General features: G+C 62.5%; 17 protein-coding genes and 1 riboswitch. Of the genes, 4 read left to right on the forward strand and 13 right to left on the reverse strand.

The genetic code is table 11. The annotated features are described in order from the left end of the window. Positions 1-14 precede the first annotated feature (14 nt). From AB5I84_RS11335 to AB5I84_RS11370, 8 genes are all read right to left on the reverse strand, one after another. Entirely contained in the window at positions 15-314 is a 300-nt protein-coding gene (locus tag AB5I84_RS11335) for a hypothetical protein (RefSeq protein ID WP_369455972.1), read from the reverse strand. 153 nt (positions 315-467) lie between these two features. Further along, on the reverse strand, positions 468-605 hold the full coding sequence (locus AB5I84_RS11340; RefSeq protein WP_369455973.1) for a hypothetical protein: 138 nt from the start codon (positions 603-605) through the stop codon (positions 468-470). Positions 606-1,146: 541 nt separating this feature from the next. After that, on the reverse strand, positions 1,147-1,539 hold the full coding sequence (locus AB5I84_RS11345) for a DoxX family protein (protein WP_369455974.1): 393 nt from the start codon (positions 1,537-1,539) through the stop codon (positions 1,147-1,149). Positions 1,540-1,596: 57 nt separating this feature from the next. Continuing rightward, the gene (locus tag AB5I84_RS11350; protein WP_369455975.1) at positions 1,597-1,872 is read right to left on the reverse strand and encodes a DUF2218 domain-containing protein; all 276 of its coding nucleotides are present in this window, start codon (positions 1,870-1,872) and stop codon (positions 1,597-1,599) included. Between the two features lie 23 nt (positions 1,873-1,895). Next, the gene (locus AB5I84_RS11355; protein WP_369455976.1) at positions 1,896-2,558 is read right to left on the reverse strand and encodes a hypothetical protein; all 663 of its coding nucleotides are present in this window, start codon (positions 2,556-2,558) and stop codon (positions 1,896-1,898) included. Continuing rightward, positions 2,551-2,697 carry a hypothetical protein gene (locus AB5I84_RS11360; protein WP_369455977.1) on the reverse strand — a complete coding sequence of 49 codons (147 nt, stop codon included), beginning with the start codon at positions 2,695-2,697 and terminating at the stop codon, positions 2,551-2,553. The genes AB5I84_RS11355 and AB5I84_RS11360 overlap by 8 nt, the downstream gene beginning before the upstream one ends. Positions 2,698-2,804: 107 nt before the next feature. Continuing rightward, entirely contained in the window at positions 2,805-4,007 is a 1,203-nt protein-coding gene (locus AB5I84_RS11365) for an MFS transporter (protein WP_369455978.1), read from the reverse strand. A 109-nt stretch (positions 4,008-4,116) separates the two neighbouring features. After that, positions 4,117-4,563, reverse strand: a complete 447-nt coding sequence (locus AB5I84_RS11370) for a hemerythrin domain-containing protein (RefSeq protein ID WP_369455979.1) — start codon at positions 4,561-4,563, stop codon at positions 4,117-4,119. 157 nt (positions 4,564-4,720) lie between these two features. On the opposite strand from AB5I84_RS11370, the gene AB5I84_RS11375 reads away from it, so the two are divergent. The 3 genes from AB5I84_RS11375 (at position 4,721) to leuA (ending at position 8,143) form a co-directional block, all read left to right on the forward strand. Then, on the forward strand, positions 4,721-5,368 hold the full coding sequence (locus AB5I84_RS11375; protein ID WP_369455980.1) for a DNA-3-methyladenine glycosylase family protein: 648 nt from the start codon (positions 4,721-4,723) through the stop codon (positions 5,366-5,368). Then, positions 5,365-6,126: an AraC family transcriptional regulator gene (locus tag AB5I84_RS11380; protein WP_369455981.1), complete on the forward strand. Its 762-nt coding sequence runs from the start codon at positions 5,365-5,367 to the stop codon at positions 6,124-6,126. The genes AB5I84_RS11375 and AB5I84_RS11380 overlap by 4 nt, the downstream gene beginning before the upstream one ends. A gap of 340 nt (positions 6,127-6,466) precedes the next feature. Then, on the forward strand, positions 6,467-8,143 hold the full coding sequence (gene leuA / locus AB5I84_RS11385; protein WP_369455982.1) for a 2-isopropylmalate synthase: 1,677 nt from the start codon (positions 6,467-6,469) through the stop codon (positions 8,141-8,143). Positions 8,144-8,219: 76 nt separating this feature from the next. Here leuA and AB5I84_RS11390 read toward each other — a convergent pair whose 3' ends face one another. The 5 genes from AB5I84_RS11390 to AB5I84_RS11410 all read right to left on the reverse strand — a co-directional run bounded on the left by AB5I84_RS11390 (position 8,220) and on the right by AB5I84_RS11410 (position 15,949). Further along, the gene (locus AB5I84_RS11390; RefSeq protein WP_369455983.1) at positions 8,220-8,696 is read right to left on the reverse strand and encodes a 6,7-dimethyl-8-ribityllumazine synthase; all 477 of its coding nucleotides are present in this window, start codon (positions 8,694-8,696) and stop codon (positions 8,220-8,222) included. Between the two features lie 71 nt (positions 8,697-8,767). After that, positions 8,768-8,909, reverse strand: a riboswitch (FMN riboswitch). 86 nt (positions 8,910-8,995) lie between these two features. Beyond that, the gene (locus tag AB5I84_RS11395; protein WP_369455984.1) at positions 8,996-11,575 is read right to left on the reverse strand and encodes a PKD domain-containing protein; all 2,580 of its coding nucleotides are present in this window, start codon (positions 11,573-11,575) and stop codon (positions 8,996-8,998) included. A 50-nt stretch (positions 11,576-11,625) separates the two neighbouring features. Next, a complete protein-coding gene (locus AB5I84_RS11400; protein ID WP_369455985.1) occupies positions 11,626-14,361 on the reverse strand; it encodes a TonB-dependent receptor in 2,736 nt (911 codons plus the stop codon). Positions 14,362-14,472: 111 nt separating this feature from the next. Beyond that, positions 14,473-15,381: a FecR family protein gene (locus AB5I84_RS11405; protein WP_369455986.1), complete on the reverse strand. Its 909-nt coding sequence runs from the start codon at positions 15,379-15,381 to the stop codon at positions 14,473-14,475. Between the two features lie 67 nt (positions 15,382-15,448). Continuing rightward, positions 15,449-15,949, reverse strand: a complete 501-nt coding sequence (locus tag AB5I84_RS11410) for a sigma-70 family RNA polymerase sigma factor (RefSeq protein WP_369455987.1) — start codon at positions 15,947-15,949, stop codon at positions 15,449-15,451. Positions 15,950-16,330: 381 nt separating this feature from the next. On the opposite strand from AB5I84_RS11410, the gene AB5I84_RS11415 reads away from it, so the two are divergent. Continuing rightward, positions 16,331-17,386 carry a hypothetical protein gene (locus AB5I84_RS11415; RefSeq protein ID WP_369455988.1) on the forward strand — a complete coding sequence of 352 codons (1,056 nt, stop codon included), beginning with the start codon at positions 16,331-16,333 and terminating at the stop codon, positions 17,384-17,386. Positions 17,387-18,391 lie beyond the last annotated feature (1,005 nt).

Below are 18,391 nucleotides of genomic sequence, written 5' to 3' on the forward strand. Positions count from 1 at the left end.
TGTTTTACCGGGCTTCATAGTTGCGCCACGGCTTTTACAGTGTTTGAGCAGTTTTTGAGCAACTCCACCCAGCGGCGCCAGTCACTTCTAGTGCAGGAGGGTATCCACCTGCCGCAAGCGCAGTCTCTAGTCACGACATTCAGGAGATCATCATGAACAAGGATCAGATCAAAGGTCGTACGGAAGTCGCTCAAGGTAAAGTTGAAGAATTGGCCGGCAAACTGCTCGGCAACGAGGAGCTGGAAGCGCGGGGTCGCGCCCATGTGGAAGCCGGCCAAGAGCGCCTGGATCAAGCCGCGGGCGAGCGTCAGCATGAACACGCTGCTGGCCAGTCATCGGCACACACAGCGCACGCTGGCCAGCCGACCCAGCACCAGCATGACGACATGCTGTCGCACACCGGTGCCGAGCGCCACACGGACAATCACGCCCACGACCATCATTCAACTGCAGCTGGCAGCAGCCAATCACACGCTGCTTCGCAGCAGACCACTCGCATGCAGCAGGCTGAACAAGGCCAGCAGGGTCAACAGGGTCAACAACGGCAGCAGGGTCAGCAGGGTCAGCAGGGTCAGCAGGGTCAGCAGGGTCAGCAGGGTCAGCAAGCATCGTCACATACTGCAGCCAACAGTACCCACAGCCAGGCCACCGGCTCCGCACCGCANAGCATCGTCACATACTGCAGCCAACAGTACCCACAGCCAGGCCACCGGCTCCGCACCGCAGCAAGGCCAGCAGCACAGCGCAGCATCCAATCCAGGCACTGCGCAGTCCCAAAATGGTGCGGCGTCGCCCAACCCAGCACACAGCAATAGTCATCAGGCAGGACAGCAACACGCGGCCGGCAGTTCTTCGCCAGCCGCAGCGGCCCACAGTCGCTCGGATGAGCACGCGGTGAAAACCGGTAGCGAGACGCAGCAGAGCCACAGCGGCAGCCCGTCATCACAGACGGCGGCGACCCGCGGCGGTCAGCAGGACGCCAAAACCGGTGCAGCGACCCAAGCGGCCCAGGACCATGCCAGCACCAAGAGCGCCCAGCCGGGCGCGGCATCTGCATCACAAAAATTGTCCTGAGCCCCATAGCAATACGCTCCCGAATGGGAGCGTATTGTTTTCAGCCATCACACCAGGCAGACCCGGCGTCGATCATTGCCGCACTGCGTAGCGCCCCGGGCCGATGAACACCAGCGCCAGCGCGGTGAACAGGAAGAAGCCCTGCAGTTCCAATGCCCAGCCACCGCTGTCATTCAGCTGCCACAGCTCGCCCATATGCGCGATCAGGATGGCAAACGCCATGTTGCCCACCGCCAGCAGCGCACCGATACGGGCGTAGATGCCGAGGATCAACATCAGCGGCGCCAAAATCTCACCGACGTAGACGCCATAAGCGATGAAGCGCGGCAGCCCCATGCCTACCAATGAGTCACCGATCCAGTCGATGCCGTAACGCAGCTTGGCGATGCCGTGCAACAGCAGCAGGATGCCAAGCGTCAGACGCAAAATCAGTTTGCCGAGATCCGGCTGGTGCAGTGCATTCATCGTGACTCTCTCCGCAAGCGGCACCCGGAAGGTGCCCAACGCTGACCCGAAAGCGGGTCATTCCACACGCAATGGGCGCTCGCCCTCGAAGTTCTGCAAGTGCGCCACTACGATTTCCCTCAGCGTGTCGCAGCCGGCTTGGTCGTCGGCCTGGATCTGTATGGCCAGGGCGGACTCCACCCACTGCATCACCACGCTGCCCTGTTCGCCAAGATGCACGCGGCCGCTGGTATCGTCCAGCTCGGTCTCATACTTGTGCGCCCAATGGCGGACCAGCCGCCGCATGATGCGTGCCGGGTCCTCACTGATTACTCGGAACTTCTGTTCAGCCACTGCCACTACTCCCTCTTACCACTTCAATGTTGCAGCCCCGCCAGATGCGCAGCCCAATGGTCGGGCTTGCCAAGGAATGTCCCCGCATCCAGCACCTGCCACCGTGCCCCGCTTTCCAGCATGAAGGCCGGGTAGCCGCGGGCACCGGCCGCGCGCAATAGGCGGCGACTGGTGCGCATGTGGGGCTGCACTTGTTGTTGGCAGCGCACCAACGCGGCGGCGAAATCCGCCGCCGGCAGGTCACAACGCGCGGCCAACCGTTGCAGCACCGGCAACTCGGTAATGGCTTCGCCTTCGGCAAACCAGGCGGACTGTAGCACCGCCAGGAATGCGGCGGGGTCGTGTCCGAGTTGCTGGGCAGCCTCGACTGCGGCTATCGGCACACCGGAGTCCAACCAGGGTGCCCGGGCCGCCAGCGCACTGCGCTGGGTCGTGTCGCAAAAGCGCTGCCCGGTGAGATCCGCAACCCGTCCTTCCAGCGCGGTCATGCCCACCAGCCAAGCTTCATCGCAGCGGCGCCGGTGGCGACCGCCGAACAAGCCGCCGCCGTGCAGCGCCAGCGGCAGGTTCACCACATGGCGAACCGCCTCCACCAGCGGCGCGGCGGCGTAACACCAAATGCAAAGGGGATCGTAGAAGTAATGCAGGGTTCGCGCCGCAGGGCGCGGCGCCGGTTCTTCAGCCATGTCGATCCGCAGGTTGCTGCACGCTGCCGACGCTCTCCGGCGCCGACCAGGCGGCCATTGCAGTGAGGTGGGCGGCGCGCGCCGAAGCGCCAGCCAGCGAAGCCACCATCACCAATGCCAGACACATCATCCAACGCATCTTCACAGCTCCTCCGTTGAGCTTTCACAGCACGTTCGTCCGTTGAAAGACGATACCTGCGGTGCTGTGACGGCGGTATAGCGGTGATGAAAAATCGGCCCCCTGAATTATAAAATCTGGTCAGACGGCGCGGCCTGCGCAGACTGCCGTGCCAGCTGGCGCCACACTGCCAACGCAAACAGCACCAACAGTGTTGCCGCCATCCAGTAAGGCGCCGCGCTGTGCAACCGGTACAGCACCGTGGCCAGCAGCGGCATCAACACCATCGCCAATCCCTGCGCCGCCGCCACTTGTCCGGCCGCGCGGCCCTGCTCATCCGGGCCGACGCTGTTGGCGGCCAGTGCCTGCAACGACGGGAACACCAATGCCAATCCCGCCGCCATCAACGCATAGCTGGCGATCAGGCCCCACTGCGACACCCACAGCGTCACCAACAGGAAACCCAGTGCCGCAATGGCGCTGCCGAGCCACAGGCAACGCACGATATTCAGCGCAGCACGACGGCTCATGGTCACTTGCACGCAGATCAGCACCACGCCGACCGCGGTCATCGCTTGGCTGGCCACCCGCCCAGCGTCCTGCGGGCTCAGCCCGAGCCGGTCAATCACGTAGAAACCGACCACCATCTGCGACACCACCACCGCGCCCATGGCGATGAACATCGCCATCACCGGCAGCCGCAGGCGCGCATCGAATACGCCGCCGCGCGGCGGTGGCGGCGCGCTGGCCACCACCTCGCCGGCGGGCAGCGTGGCCCACAACCACAACAATCCCAGCATCGGCAGCAAGGCTGCCACATACAGCGGCCACGCCAGCCCTTGGCCCACCAATAGACCGCCCAGTGCCGGCCCCAACACCAACCCAAGACCATTGGCGGCGCCCAGTTGCGCCAACGTCCGGGCACGCTGCGCTGGCGTGGTGTGGTCGGCCACCAAGGCGGCGCTGATCGAGGGGATACCGGCGTAGAACGCACCGATCAACGCCCGCAGCGCGATCAGCATCAACAGCGCTGCTCCTACCGCCAGCGTGCCGGCCAGCGCCACATCCACCACCAACGCCAGACAGGCATAAGCGAGTACATAGCCGAGCGTGGAGGCGAGCAGCATCGGCTTGCGGCCAAGCCGGTCAGAGGCTGCGCCCCAGCGGCGCGCCGTCAGCATCCAAAACACACCGGCCAGCGCAATCATCAAGCCGCCATGCCACTCCTGCAGTCCGAGCGCGCGGATGATCGGACCGACCAACGGCACGAAGGCCATCATGGCGGTCAGGCACAGGGTGTTGAACACGAACAAGGGACGGATGATGGGCATCGGCTCTTTCCGGCAGCGAGCAAAGTCGGTGGTGGCCCCGATGGCCACCACCACGCGTTGCATACTAGACGGGCACGGGCCGGAAAGCTTTCAGCGGCTCCACCCGATGTTACTGGTGCCGTTCAAGTTCCTGATCGAAATCACTCAGGTAGCGGCCGGCCAATTGTTGTTTCTGCTGATCGGTGAGGATTTTCCCGGCCATTTGGAAAAACCGCTGCTCTTCTTCCTTCAGATGGTGATGCACCTTGTCCCGCAGCTCGCGGGCACGGATCAGCCAGTGAGAACTGCTCATGTCAGTGTCGTCCAGCGCTTCCACCATTTCGTCCATCTGGTGATGCTCGGCGATGGCATGGCGTGACAGGTCCATGCCGGCATCGTGCTGCATCAGCGGCACGTAGAAGTAACGCTCTTCGGCGGTTTCATGGGCCGCCAGCTCGGCACGCAATTGCCGGTACAGGCGTTGGCGCTCTTCGCTAGCGCCCTGGGTCTCGATCAGCGCATCGGCGTACTGACGTTGGCGTTCGTGGCTTTCTCGCAGTGCTGCAAAAATATCCATGCGGTGTCTCCCTTCAGAAATGCGCGCGACGGCGCCTAGCAACGCGGCCCCATAATAGGCAGGCGGTTTTGCTACGGATGCAAAACAAGGTTTAAGTCGACGCTGACCCGACGCCGGTTTGCCGGTAACGTAAGCGGCTCTGAAGTGAGGACCGACCATGCCGCGCTACCATCCCGACCTGCACGCCGCCGCCGACCACGCCCTGCGCCAACTGGATGACGACTGGGCGCGACTGGTTGACCGCTGCGGTCCGCGCGGCGCGCCGCAACATCCCGGCCAAGATCCCTACCAAACTCTGATTCGTGCGGTGATCCACCAGCAGGTACACGGCCGCGCCGCAGCGGCGATCCTCGGCCGCTTGCTGGCGCTGTTCCCGCAGCAGCCATTCCCAGCACCGGAACAGTTGCTGGCCACCACCCCGGAACAATTGCGAGCCTGCGGCTTATCCGCCAGCAAACAGCGCAGCGTGCTCGGCATCGCTGATGCCAAGCGTGCCGGCCGCATTCCTGATTACGACAGTGCCCAGCAGATGGATGACGACAGCCTGATCCGCCAGCTCACCGAGCTATGGGGCGTCGGCCGCTGGACCGTGGAGATGTTGTTGATTGATACCCTCGGCCGCACCGACATCTTGCCGGTGGATGACTTCGGCGTGCGCGAAGGCTACCGGCGTCTGAAACAGCTGCCGCAGTCGCCCACACCGAAACAACTGCGCGAGCTGGGCGCGGCTTGGGCGCCCTACCGCACCTTTGCCAGCTGGTACCTGTGGCACGCCGGCCACAACCTGCCGGCCCCGGCGCCGTGAACAGCGCCGACTGCTCCGCACATTTGCAGCACAGCCCACAACCGCTGGAAGTGTTGGCGTTGGAGGCGCCCGCCGGGCGCCAATATGCCGCCCATGCTCACCGCCGCGGCCAGCTACTATATGCCACCGACGGTCTGCTGACAGTGGGTACCGAAGATGGCGAGTGGGTGGTGCCGCCACAGCGCGCGATTTGGCTGCCCCCGGATTTCCCGCACCGGGTCAGTGCGCTGACGCCGGTGCAAGTGCGTTCGGTGTTCATCGAGCCTGGTGCCCACCCGGCTTTGCTGCTGGAGGCGGAAGTGGTGGCGGTGTCAGCGCTGCTGGCGGCGTTGCTGGATGCGGCGCTGGCGCAGCCGGAGGCGGTCCGCCGTGCCCATATCGACGCCCTGCTGCTGGATGAAATCGCCGCCGCGCCGGTGCTGTCACTGCACATCCCGCTGCCGCAGCACGCGGCGCTGGCCGAACGCTGCCGACAATGGCTGGAGCGGCCCGCCGATGCCGCCACACTCAGCGACTGGGCGGACGCGCTGGCGATGCACCCGCGCACGCTGGCGCGACTGTTTCAACGCCAGACCGGTTACACCTTTGGCCACTGGCTGCGTGAAGCGCGACTGATCTTGAGCCTCACCGCCTTGGCGCGCGGCACCCCGGTGCTGACGGTGGCACTGGAACACGGCTACGACAGCCCGAGCGCCTTCTCCGCCGCCTTCCGCCGTGCCTTTGGTGCGCCGCCAAGCCATTTCCTGCCGCCATCCTGAACACCGCCGTTGTCCTTTACGCGACAGCGATTGTCCTTTTGGCGAGCGACGCCACACCCCCGGCGACGCAGCATAAGGCTCTCCGTTATTCATCCTGAGCACGCCGACATGCTGTCATCGTCGTTCCTCCATCTGCTATCTGTGCTAGTGCCGCTCGGCGCCGGCCAGCGCGATGGCGGTCGGCTGCTACGCCTAGGACGCGGTGTCCGGGCCTCGTAACCCGTGGCCGCCCGGCCGCCTGCTGCCACTGCTGCCCCGCGCAGCACTCCCAAAATGCCCCGTGATTCTGATCCAGCCATGCCGGCTGTGGCCGTGGCCCGGCCGTGCCGAGGAGTATTCCATGTTGTCTGACCCGTCAAAAAAATACCGTCCGGTGATTCCCTTCGCTGCCGATTACGCCGAGCGCACTTGGCCCACCCGTCGCCTGACGGCGGCACCGATTTGGATGAGCACCGATCTGCGTGACGGCAACCAGTCGCTGATCGAGCCAATGGACAGCCGCCGTAAAATGCGCTTTTTCAAGCAGTTGATTGCGGTGGGATTAAAAGAAATCGAAGTGGCGTTTCCGTCCGCATCACAAACTGATTTCGACTTCGTGCGCGAGCTGATCGACGACGGTCATATTCCTGCCGACATCACCATCGAGGTGATTACCCAGTCGCGCCCGGATCTGATCGCACGCACCTTTGAAGCCTGTGCCGGCGCGCGCCGGGTGATCGTGCATCTGTACAACGCCATTGCGCCGGCGTGGCGGCGGCTGGTGTTCAACATGACGCCGGAGCAGATCAAACAGATTGCGCTGGATGGCACCGCTTGGGTGCGTGAGCAAGCGGCGCGCTACCCAGACACCGAGTGGGTATTTCAGTATTCGCCGGAGACTTTCTCGATGGCGGAACCCGAATTCGCCTTAGACGTGTGTAATGCGGTGATCGACGCCTGGCAGCCGACGCCGGAGCGAAAAATGATCATCAACCTGCCGACCACGGTGGAGTGCACCACGCCCAACTTGTACGCCGACCAGATCGAATACATGCACCGCCGTTTGCACCGCCGAGAAGCCTTGGTGCTCAGCGTGCATCCGCACAATGACCGTGGCACCGGGGTGGCGGCCGCTGAATTGGCGCTGCTGGCAGGTGCCGACCGGGTGGAAGGTTGTCTGTTTGGCAATGGCGAGCGCACCGGCAACGTCGACTTGGTGACGTTGGCGCTGAACCTCTATACCCAAGGCGTGTCACCGGGGCTGGATTTCTCCGACATTGACGCCGTGCGCCAGTGCGTGGAGCACTGCAACCAATTGCCAGTGCATCCGCGCCATCCCTATGGCGGCGACTTGGTGTACACCGCATTCTCCGGCTCGCACCAAGATGCCATCCGCAAAGGTTTCGCCCAGCAGCAGGACGGCGGCTTCTGGGAAGTGCCTTACTTACCGATTGATCCGGCCGACCTGGGCCGCACCTACGACGCCGTCATCCGCGTCAACAGCCAATCCGGCAAGGGCGGCATCACCTACCTGCTGGAACAGGAATACGGTTTGGCGCTGCCGCGCCGGTTGCAGATCGAATTCAGCCGCGCGGTGCAGCAGCTCACCGACAGCTCAGGCAGCGAAGTGGATGCCGCCACCCTGTACCGGACGTTCGAGCAGGAGTATTTGCAGCGCACTACACCGCTCAAACGGCTGCACCACAGCGTGCAATCCGGCACCGATGGCCAAGTCGCGGTGACGGTCACGCTGGCGCTGGACGGCCAGCCCCACACCCGGGTCGGCCAAGGTGATGGCGCCTTGGCGGCGTTCATTGATGCAGTGGGTGTGCCGGTGCGGGTGATGGATTTCCACGAGCACGCCATCGGCCAGGGCGCCAGCGCCCGTGCGGCCTGCTACGTGGAGTTGCGTCTGGGCGAGCACGGTTCCGGCTTTGGGGCCGGTGTGCACAGCGACATCCTTACGGCGTCGTTCGATGCGGTATTGAGTGCCGTCAACCGTCAGTGGGCCGCAGCAGGGCAAACGTTGCCGCTGTGATAGCGCAACAACCAACCGTCGCCGCCACGGCACTAAATGGAACCAGAAACCGGCGCCGCAAGGCGCCGGTCATCCATCAGGCCGGCAACGCCGCCAAGCTGGACACGGTCTGCACCACCGCATTGGCGGCTTCTTCACCCTTGGTGACGAAATGGCCGTAGTAGTAGCGCTGGTGCTCGTCATGCTCGTGGAAATGGTGTGGCGTCAGGACCACCGAGAACGCCGGCACGTCAGTATCCAATTGCACCCGCATCAGCGCTTCCACCACCGCCGGGGCGACGAAGTCGTGGCGGTAAATGCCACCGTCCACCACCAACGCAGCACCCACCACCGCCAGATAATTGCCGCTGCGAGCCAGCCGCTGGGCATGCAGGGGAATTTCAAATGCACCGGGCACACTGAATACATCCACCCGAGACGGGTCGACGCCGAGCCGCTCCAACGCGGCGAGAAAACCTTTGAGGGATTGATCGACGATTTCGCTGTGCCAGCTGGCTTTGATGAAGGCAATACGGCCGGCGGCGGGAAAAGCTACGGCAGGAGACTGATTCATGGAGTCCTCACAACTGCATTAAGGGCCAGAATCAGGGCGCACGACGCAACCGCCACGGGGCCACCGCAGCGGTACGTTTTCTTTCATCCGGACTATCACCGTCGGCTTCGGCATCTCACCGAATCTGCTGACCCTGCCGAAGCAGGCGCTCGCGGGCTCGTGCACGGGGCACATACCGCCGGTGGGGACTTGCACCCCGCCCTGAAAACGTCGGCTGCAGGGTGTCCTGCAGCCAGCGGCGGGGAGTGTATAGCGGCCAGCGGGGCGACGGCAATGGCGAAACCGTCGCCCGCTGACGGTCAACGACCGCTATCGTGGGTCAGATAGATGTACGGCGAGTAGGAGAACGACCAGCCCGGCTCTTCCGCCACATTAAAGCGGTACGCCATGCCCAGCGCGCCATCGCGCTGCCCTTCTTCTGCGATGTCCAGACGCTGGTAATCGGCTGGTATGCGCAGCATCAGCGTGAACGTCACTGTGGTACCACGCTTGATCACCTGACCGTCTTCCAGACCGTCGAACTCCGCCACCCAGTGGGAACGGCTGGCCGGATCACCACTGATCGCGGCCAGATCGGTGATGGTGTAATCCTTGTCGAACGCCGTCAGCTGGTAGGTTTTCATGACGATGTCGTCGCCGGCGCTAATGCGATTGTCGAACAGCGGGAAGCTGCCAGGCGATTTGTGCGCGACCGGGAACGTCAGCTGCCGCATGGCGGTTGAGCCTTCACCCAGCACCCGGTTGTCGCCATTGGGGGAAGCAAAGGTGCCGGCCATGTCTTCCAACAGCAACGACGGATACTGGGCGCGCTCCACCGCATGGAAAGTGAAGTTGAACGGTCCAGTGATGTCGATGCCGTCGGTGACCATCAGCTGCACTCCGTAGCGGCCAGGCAGCGCCGGCGATAGATTGAGGTCAGCGCAAGTCCAGTCACGCACCGCCATCAGCGCATCGTACAGCTGCTGGCCAGTGGTGTAGGGCCCCTGCGGATTGACGGTATACCCCATGCTGCACACACCCGCGTCGTAATTGCTGCCCACCGCCAACACTAAACTGTTGGCGGCCGGCTCATCGGTCATGCTCCACAAGTAACTGAGCTGGTCGCTGTCCGGGTCGTAGGCATCCGAGCGCAGCCGCACCGAGGCATTGTGGCTGCTTATGGTTGGCCAGCTGCCACTGATTTCCAATTCCGCCTTCGGATAAATCACAAACGGTTGGCGGGCGTTGAAATGCTGATTGGCATACTGCGGCCGCGCCACTGGCGCGTGGTTCTCGGTCTTGGCGAACACGATCACCACGGCCTCACGGCTGCTGCTCTCGCCGTGGCTGTCGGTAACATTCAACGCCACCATGTAGGGACCGGCTTGGTCAGCGGTGAAGGTCGGCAACGCGGTGGTCACACCCGCCAGCTCAGCAGTGCTGCCATCCGGTTTCTGCAACATACGCCATTGATAGGTCATGCGGTTGCCGTCCGGGTCATAACTGCCTTCGGCATCCAACGTAATCAAGTCCCCCACGCCAACGGTGGCACTCGGGCCGCTGACCTTGGCAACGGCTTGCGGAGCACGGTTGGCGCCGGTGCGCACGACGTAGCTCTGCTCCACCGGCGCGCTCCACAACTCGCCGTCGGACACCCGCAGGCGGAAACGGTACTCGCCCGCCACACGCAGGTTGTAGGTGTTCCAATTCGGGTGCTGGGTGACGTCATTGACCGGGTCAAAAGCAGGCGGATGCTTGATCAGTGTCAGCTCCACATGGCCGGCTTGGATCGGGCCGGTCTCCGGATCGAACGAGTAGGCCGTGGTCACCGTCAACTGCTCGCCCAACTCCAGCTCAAACGTTTTGCTCCACGGCGGTGTAATCACTGCCACAGGGGGCTGGTTGACGTGATCAGGCGCCAGCTGGTCCACCACCACGTTGACGAAGCTCAAACCACTCAGCGCCTGGCCGTCAAACACCTGCAACCAGATGACGTACTCGCCCACCACATCCGGCACGAATGAGGGCGTAGCGGTATCCCAATCTACTAATTCAGCGGTGGAACCCGTGGGACGACCGCCGCCGGGGATGGTTTGCTGGTAACCAAAGCCCCAGCGGTACTGCAACGGGTCGCCATCCGGATCATGGCTACCGCCGCCATCCAGTGTCACCCGTTGACCCAGGACTTGATCAACGATCTTCGGCCCGGCCACGGCCACCGGTGGCGTATTGATGGCCGATACGCTGATGTCCTGCGTCACGCTGTGGCTGACACGCTGCTGATGGAACACCGTCAGCTGCACTTGGTACACGCCTTCTAGGTCCGCACGGAAGCGCGGCATGCTGTTGTGCGCATCGTCCAGTGCCGCTTGGCTACCGTCGGGTTTGCCGACAATGTCCCACTGGTACACCAGCAACTGAGGGTCGCCGTCTTCCGGCGGCAAGCTGCCGGTGCCGTCGAGTTGCACGAACTGGCCTAACACCGCCACCGCGTGGGAACTGATCACCGCCACCGGATCAATGTTGGTCGCCACCAACGTGCTGCACGCCGGCGTGCTGGTGCGCTTATCGTCTTCCACTTCCAAGCACAGCTGATACTCGCCCGGCCGGTCTGGCACAAACTCTGACAGCGCGTCATCAGCCGGTTGCGGCAGCGCACGACTCTCGGCCGGCGCCTTGCTCACCTGCCAGCTGAAGCGCGTAAGGGTGCCATTGGGGGAATCGCTGGCGCGGCCATCCAACACAGCAATATCGCCCACCGGCAGCCGGTCGGGGCTAATGTCCACCTTCGCCACCGGCGCCGGCACACCGCCGCCACCGCTACCGCCGCCGCCACTGCCACAGCCGCTCAGGGCGAGCGTCAGGCACAGCGCGCCCCATTGCCAGGATGTCAATTTCATCAAGGTCATCTCCATGTTGGACACCGCCCCAGCGGGCGGCGATCAAGGTGTCAAAACTGCAGCGCGACGCTCAGCCGTGCGCTGCGCCCTGGCGCCGGCACCAGGCCGAGGCTGAGCGCATCGAGGTAGTAGCGGTCGGTGACGTTGTCGACGTTGACGTCCACCGTCACGGTGTCGTTGGGGCGGTAACTCAAGAACAGGTCGTAGAGCTGGTAGTTGCGCCATTGCACCGGCGAGGCAAAGCCGCCGGCGGTTTCGTTGTCGAATTCCGGCGTGCTGTTGCGTTTGCCCATCAGGATGGTGCGCACACCCAGCTCCAGTTTGTTCTGCAGCAGACGCACGCCAAGCAGCGCGCTGGCGTGCCAGTTGGGCGGGATCATGTTGTTAACGTAGCTGCCTTCGATGCCGTAATCGGTGCAGGTTTGGCGGCGGTAGCTGCCGTAGTAGCACAGCTCCACATGGTGATAGCGGGTGCCGCCGAACTCGGTGAACCAGCGGCCGGCGTCGTACTCGACCATCAGCTCGCTGCCGAAGAACTCCACATCGCCGATGTTGCGGGTGGTGAAGAAGCGCGCATGGGCGTCTTCCTCCCACAGGTTGGGCATGGTGCGGGTGAGGTAATCGTCGGTGCGATTTTCAAATGTGGCCAACTTCACCCGCAGCCGATCGCCGGGCAGGAACAGGTCATCGCGCGCCAGGTTCCAGCCAATTTCGCGGTTCTTGGCGTGCTCCGGTTTCAGCTCCACATCCAAGGCCGGCGCGGTGGAAAAGCCGGAAGTGCTTTCAAATAGGCTCGGCATGCGCAGCGCTTCGGCGTAGCGCACATACAGTTGCTGGCCAGGCAGAAACTCCCAGCTGGCACTGACCACCGGCGCGGTGCCGGAATGGGTGTTGCGGTAGCTGAGCGGATCACACTGGCCGTCGCCGTTGCTGTCGACACAGGCACTGTTGCCCGCGGTGACGTGGTACGGCTTGCGGTCGCGGGCGGTGAAACGGGTGTAACGCACCCCGGCTTCCACTTCCACGCTGTCGACCGGCGCCCATTTCAGACTGGTAAACGCACTCACTTCATCGCGGCTGCCCTGACGCCCGCTGGTATCGACAAAGCCACCGGCGCCGCCGGCACCGTCTTCCGTTCTGAGCTTTTCTTCCTGCCAAGACACGCCGTAATGCCAGTGCCATTCACCGCCGCCCACAAAGCGCATGCCGTTGCTGAGGTCGGCGCCCCAGCGTTGGTAGTCCTCGGACTCTTTGCCGGTGACGCCGGTGCTGCCGGTCAGCTCTTCGGAATAGTTCTGGTTGCTGCTATCGGTGTCGGTATGCCAGAGATTGGCGCGCAGGTTGATGCGGTCCATCCACGCCGCTGGATTCCAGCGGTGACGTGCCGTGTAGGTGCGGGCATCAACATGACTGCCGCCGGTTTCACGCACTTCACCCAGCCACAGCAACTGGGACGGCATCAGTTCACCGTAGTCGCTGACATAGCGAATAAAACCCAGCTCCAGATCGTGGTCGTCTGGCAAGAAAAAGTGCGCTTTCAACAGCGTGGACGTGCTCTCCATATGGCTGTTGGCAATGCGCTCACCGCCACGGAATCGCGAAGCACCGGTGAGCGTCGGCCGCACTTCGGTCCAGAATTTGCGGTCAAGCTGGTCGCTCAGGTCCAGCTCCGGCGTCGGCCCATGGCGACCGGCGTAGTAGTTGCCCTGCCGACGCTGGGCATAGGCCGCCACCAGATCCACCGACTCGAACCGTTTCGCCACCGCCAAGCTGCCCGCCCAGCCGCGCAAGTCCAGCATCTGCGGACGGTTCATGGTGTAGCTCGGGCCCATTACGCGGTTGATGTCATGGGGCCCTTCGCACAGCGACGGCGTCACGCAATTGATGCGGTAAACATCGTTGCTGAGGCCGTCGAGGTTATTGACGTTGTAGCCGGAGGTGGAACCCACCGGCGCGCGCTTGCCGCTGTTGTTGCCGAGCGCACTGGCGCGCAGCCGCACCCCCTCTGTCGCTCCGGGTTTGACGATGTCCTCCGCCCGCAGCGTGGTCATGTTCACCACCCCGCCAGTGGCGCCGGTGCCTTCCACGCCCATTACCGGGCCTTTCTCGATGTAGATGCTGCCGATCAGATCCGGGTCCACATAGGTGCGTGACGACACGCCGGCGTAACCCCGGTACACGGTGGTTTCCTGGCGGCTGCCGTCGATCAGGATCGGTACCCGGCTTTGGCCCTGCATACCGCGGATGTTCACATCCAGGCCGCCGCTGTTACGGTTCTCGCCCACCAACACCCCGGTGGTGCCCTTGAAGATGTCGCCCACCGAGGTGCCGCGAAACAGCTCAATATCGCGCTGCGTCAGCGCCACCGCCGAGCCGGAGCTGCGGTAGGGTTCGTCCTGCGGACCGGCTTCGCCGATTACGGTCACCGGGCCCAGCGACAGGTCGGCGCGCTCATCCAGCGGCGCCAGCGCCTCGATCACATAGACGCCACCGCTGGTACGCCCCCAACGCAGACCGGTGCCGAGCAACAACTGATCGAGCATGGCGCCCACCGACCCGGCGCGCATCTCCAGTGCATGGAAAGGCGCCACCAGCGCGCTATCGAATGACAACTGCACACCGGCATCACGGGCCAACTGCGTCAAAGCGCTGCCAAGCGGTTGCGCCGCCACTTGGTAACCGCTGTCCGCCAACACCGGGGCGGCCACTGCTAGCGGCGCCAGACTCAAGGCGGCGCACAGCAGCCAGCGACGCCGGCGAACAACAAGGGATCGGGAAGAGGTCATGGGCAAGCTCTCAATTACAAATGAGTTTCATTCGCTATTGAGAGTTAAGACGAGGGAGGTGTGCGCTTTTTTCACCGGCGAGTGAAATTAATTACCGCCGCCGGCAGGCTGTCAGCGAGCCGGTGCCACCTGCCAGATACCCGGCCAGCGGTAATCCAGCGTTGCACCTTGGGTTTGCGCCAAGCCTTCCAGCGCCTCACGCGGACGCTGCAGATCGAGCACGCCAGAGACCGGCCGCTGCGACAACGGATCGCGCTGCCAGAACCAGCCCGGCAAATGACGTTGCAACACCGCCACCGCTTCTTCAAACGGCAGCGCGTCCAGATGCAGCTGGCCTTGGCGCCAGGCCCCCACCTGCGCCACGTCCACGCGTTGCACCGCGCTGAACTGACCATCCGCCACCCGCACTTGGTCACCCGCGCCGAGCAGCACCTGCGCGCCATCAGCCGCGACCGCTACCCGGCCGTGGTGCACCGACACTTCATGCAGCCGCACGCCACGGCGCGCGTTGAAAGCGGTGCCGAGCACCGTCACCTGCGGCCCGTCTTTCACCGTCAGCACAAACGGATGCGCGGGGTCCGGCGCCACATCCAGATACAGCTCGCCGCGCAGCAGCGTCAGCTCACGGGCCGAGTCGCCCGGTGCCGCCGCACTGCCAGCGGCCAAGTGCAGCTCCGTGCCGTCTGCCAAAGTCCAGCTTGCCCAGCCGTCACGACTGGTCTGGAACTCCGGCGCTTGTGGCCAAAGGGCGGCGAACATCACCAGCGCCAAGGCAGCAGCCAGCGCCAACGGCCAGCGCGCCAACTTGCGCACCGGCTGCTCCGTCGGCGGTGGCAACACGCCAAGCAGGGTCCAGCTTTCACACACCGACAACCAAGCACGCTGATGCGCCGGACTGCGCGCCAGCCAAGCGTCCAGCCCCGCCGCCCGCGCCTGCTCTTCGCCGTCTTCGCGGCAACGTATTAACCAGTCGGCGGCTTGCATGTGCAGCCGCTCCTGGTCATCAGGAAACAGGGTCATGGCAGCTCCTTGCCGTGAGGCATAGGGAGGATCTCAATTACCGAGACGATCACCGGATGCGCTTTTTTCATTCCGTGGAAGAAAGGTGCTGCGCCAACGCCACCAGCGCGCGGCGCACATGACGGTGAGCGGTCGCCACCGAGACATTCAACTCCGCCGCCACCTGCTCCAACGTCAAGCCGCTGAAGCGATACAGCTCCAATGCCCGGCGCACATCCGGCGGCAGAGTATCCAGCACCCCGACCAGATGCGCCATGCGCTGCTGCAAGTCCAACGTCTGCTCCGGTTCCGGCAACGGCGACGGCTCCAGCCACGGCGTGCCGTCCGGCGTCTGGTGGCGACTTTCCATCTGCTGCCGACGCAGGCCGTCCAAAGCCAGATTGCGCACGATGCGGTACAGGTAAGCACGCGGCTGATCGGTGGCAGCGGCCGCATCAGCAAAGCGCAGCCACGCGTCCTGCACCACGTCCTCGGCGCGGTCACGGCAGCCGGTGATGGGCGTGGCAAAGTCCACCAGCGCCTGACGGTGCTGGAGATACAGTTGCAGTTTTCCGACGCGGAAGGTCATGGAGGCGGATGCTCAGAAGGTGGAGAACCGATGCGGAGCTTATTTTAAATGATAACGGTTATCAATTGCGACATGCTCGAGTGCCGCTAATCACCCCGTTACAGCCAATCTCCGACCCTGCCGACAGGCGCCTCTCATTCCTGCTGAGACGCTCTGCTCAAAACGCAAAGAAAGCCCACCACTGACCGCGGGTCCAATTGCTCCGGGACCGGTCTGGCTTGATCATGACCGCCTTTTAAGCTGGCTTGCGACCTTCGATTGTGGGGAGAAAAAATGAAAACACGGACCATGCAGCGAAGCCTGCTGCTAATCACTCTGGCTCTGGGTGCCTGTGGCGGGAGCGGCGGCGGAAGCAATTCAGGAGGCGGCCACACCGGCCCCATGCCACCCCAGCAAGAGGGGCCGGCGATCTCCGGGCTGGTCACTGGCCCCAATGCCAGCACCCCGATCCCGTCGGCGGCCGTCTGGTTGCCTAACACACCGCAGCTACGAATGCAGGGACTGGCCGCTCCCACGGTGACCGACCCCGGTGCCTGCAACCCACCGGATAATACGCCGTATTGGACCTGTACCGACGCGGAAGGTCGCTTCAGCTTGCCCTACGGAGAACTGCAGGGCGAAGTAGAACTGCACATCCGCAAAGGCAGCTGGAACAGCCGCCAAACCGTGACGCTGACCGGCGCCGACGTGCCGCTCAGCCCGCTGTCACTGGGCATGCCCCGCATCGCCGTGGTGGAAGGCTATTACGACCACGTCGAGCACTTGCTGGCAAAAATGGGACTGGGGGAACTGGAAGTGCACCCCTATGTGAGCGGCCAATCCCGTCTTAAGGCCGGCACCGAGCGCTTCGACATCCTGTCCGCTGCCGAGCTTGAGGAAAAGGTCGCCCTAAACCGGTTGACCGAGTACGACCTGCTCTATCTCAACTGCGGCATCGAGAGCCATGTGTTCCAGCCCGGCGAAGAACAGTCACTGGAGCAGCTGCGCCGCTTCGTCCAGCAAGGCGGCACGCTGTACGCCACCGACTGGGAACTGAAAGTGATCCGCGCCGCCTTCCCGGACGCGCTGACCGGCGACGAAGGATGGGAGGGCCAGCTGGACCAGCTGATCGGTACCGTCGACTACCCTGAACTGGCCGACTGGCTTGCCGCCGTGCCCTGTGACAGCGGTCAGTGTGTCAACGCCCAGGGGGATATCACCCTGTACCACTTCCTGTCCGGCTGGCGCTGGGGTGTGCCCAATCCGACCCTGCATCCCAGCACGCTGGTGAAAGCCGATGTTGATCAGTTGGCGCAAGCACCAATGACCTGGTCCTTCCGCCACGGCCAAGGGCGTGTAATTTTCAGCGCCTACCACACTGCTGATGACCACACTCACGCCAGCGATTATCTGCCGCAAGAGCGCATTTTGGAGTACCTGTTCTATCACGACCATTGATCGAACTGGGACCAATAAAAAAACCGGCTTTCGCCGGTTTTTTTATTGGTTGGTCGGTAGTCACTCAACGTAGCTAGAGACGGGGATCATTCCCACTCGAATATCAACGAGCAGAAAATCAACCTAAATAACAGCTAGTTAGAAAGGCGAGCTTTCTCGATACCATCATTTATACCATGCACAGAATTTTTTTGATTTTTTGCGGCCCGTCGACGTTTTAGTTCGGCTTTACCCCAAGCTGAGGATTCTTGCATATCGCGACGAAGCTCTTGTATCTCTTCAACACTAAGCCGCCGTGGCCCCGAGGTAATTCTATCCATCTTGTGCCTCCAACTTGTCGCAGTACATTTTAAAACGCATCAAAACATGAGTTACCAGCAAGAAATATTGGGGATACTTTTAGATTGTTTTTCATACACATCTTGAAAGCCATCAACACTGCCCAAAGATTATACACGAGGAATAACCTCGTTAAATAAAAGGATCAAATCATGGGTTTGAAACCAGGGCCAAAACCAATAACCAAGTCGACCGGCAAGCCAGATCAACGTCGACGTGACAACAAAAAAACTCCAGGCAACACCCCGGACTTAAAGCCAAGCAAATCCTCGACCAAGTAACGCCACCTCAATATCGAGTCAGTGTAAGTGGTACTGACTCTTGTTGCTAAAACCCAAAACACGCTTTTGCCCCATTCCTTGTTAACGCTATTACTCAGTAGCGAATCGTGCCATGGGAATAGCAGTACTTGTACTCATGGTTGGTAGTGCAGGGGGATGAAAGGAATCTCCCAAAAAAGTTCAAAAACGGTGTTCTCAACGAGTCATTTTCGTGTGCATAGTTATGCGAGACCACAGAAAAGCATACCTAAAAACTAGATAATTTTACGTTAGAAGCAAAACAACAGACCTTCTACACGGATAAGAAAAATGTGGGAAGCCTTTATATCGCGATCATTTTAGGGTGGCCACTACAATCAACTCAAGTGGCCTAATTTACTACTTA

The organism is Alcanivorax sp. REN37 (assembly GCF_041102775.1).
GTDB lineage: Bacteria > Pseudomonadota > Gammaproteobacteria > Pseudomonadales > Alcanivoracaceae > Isoalcanivorax > Isoalcanivorax beigongshangi.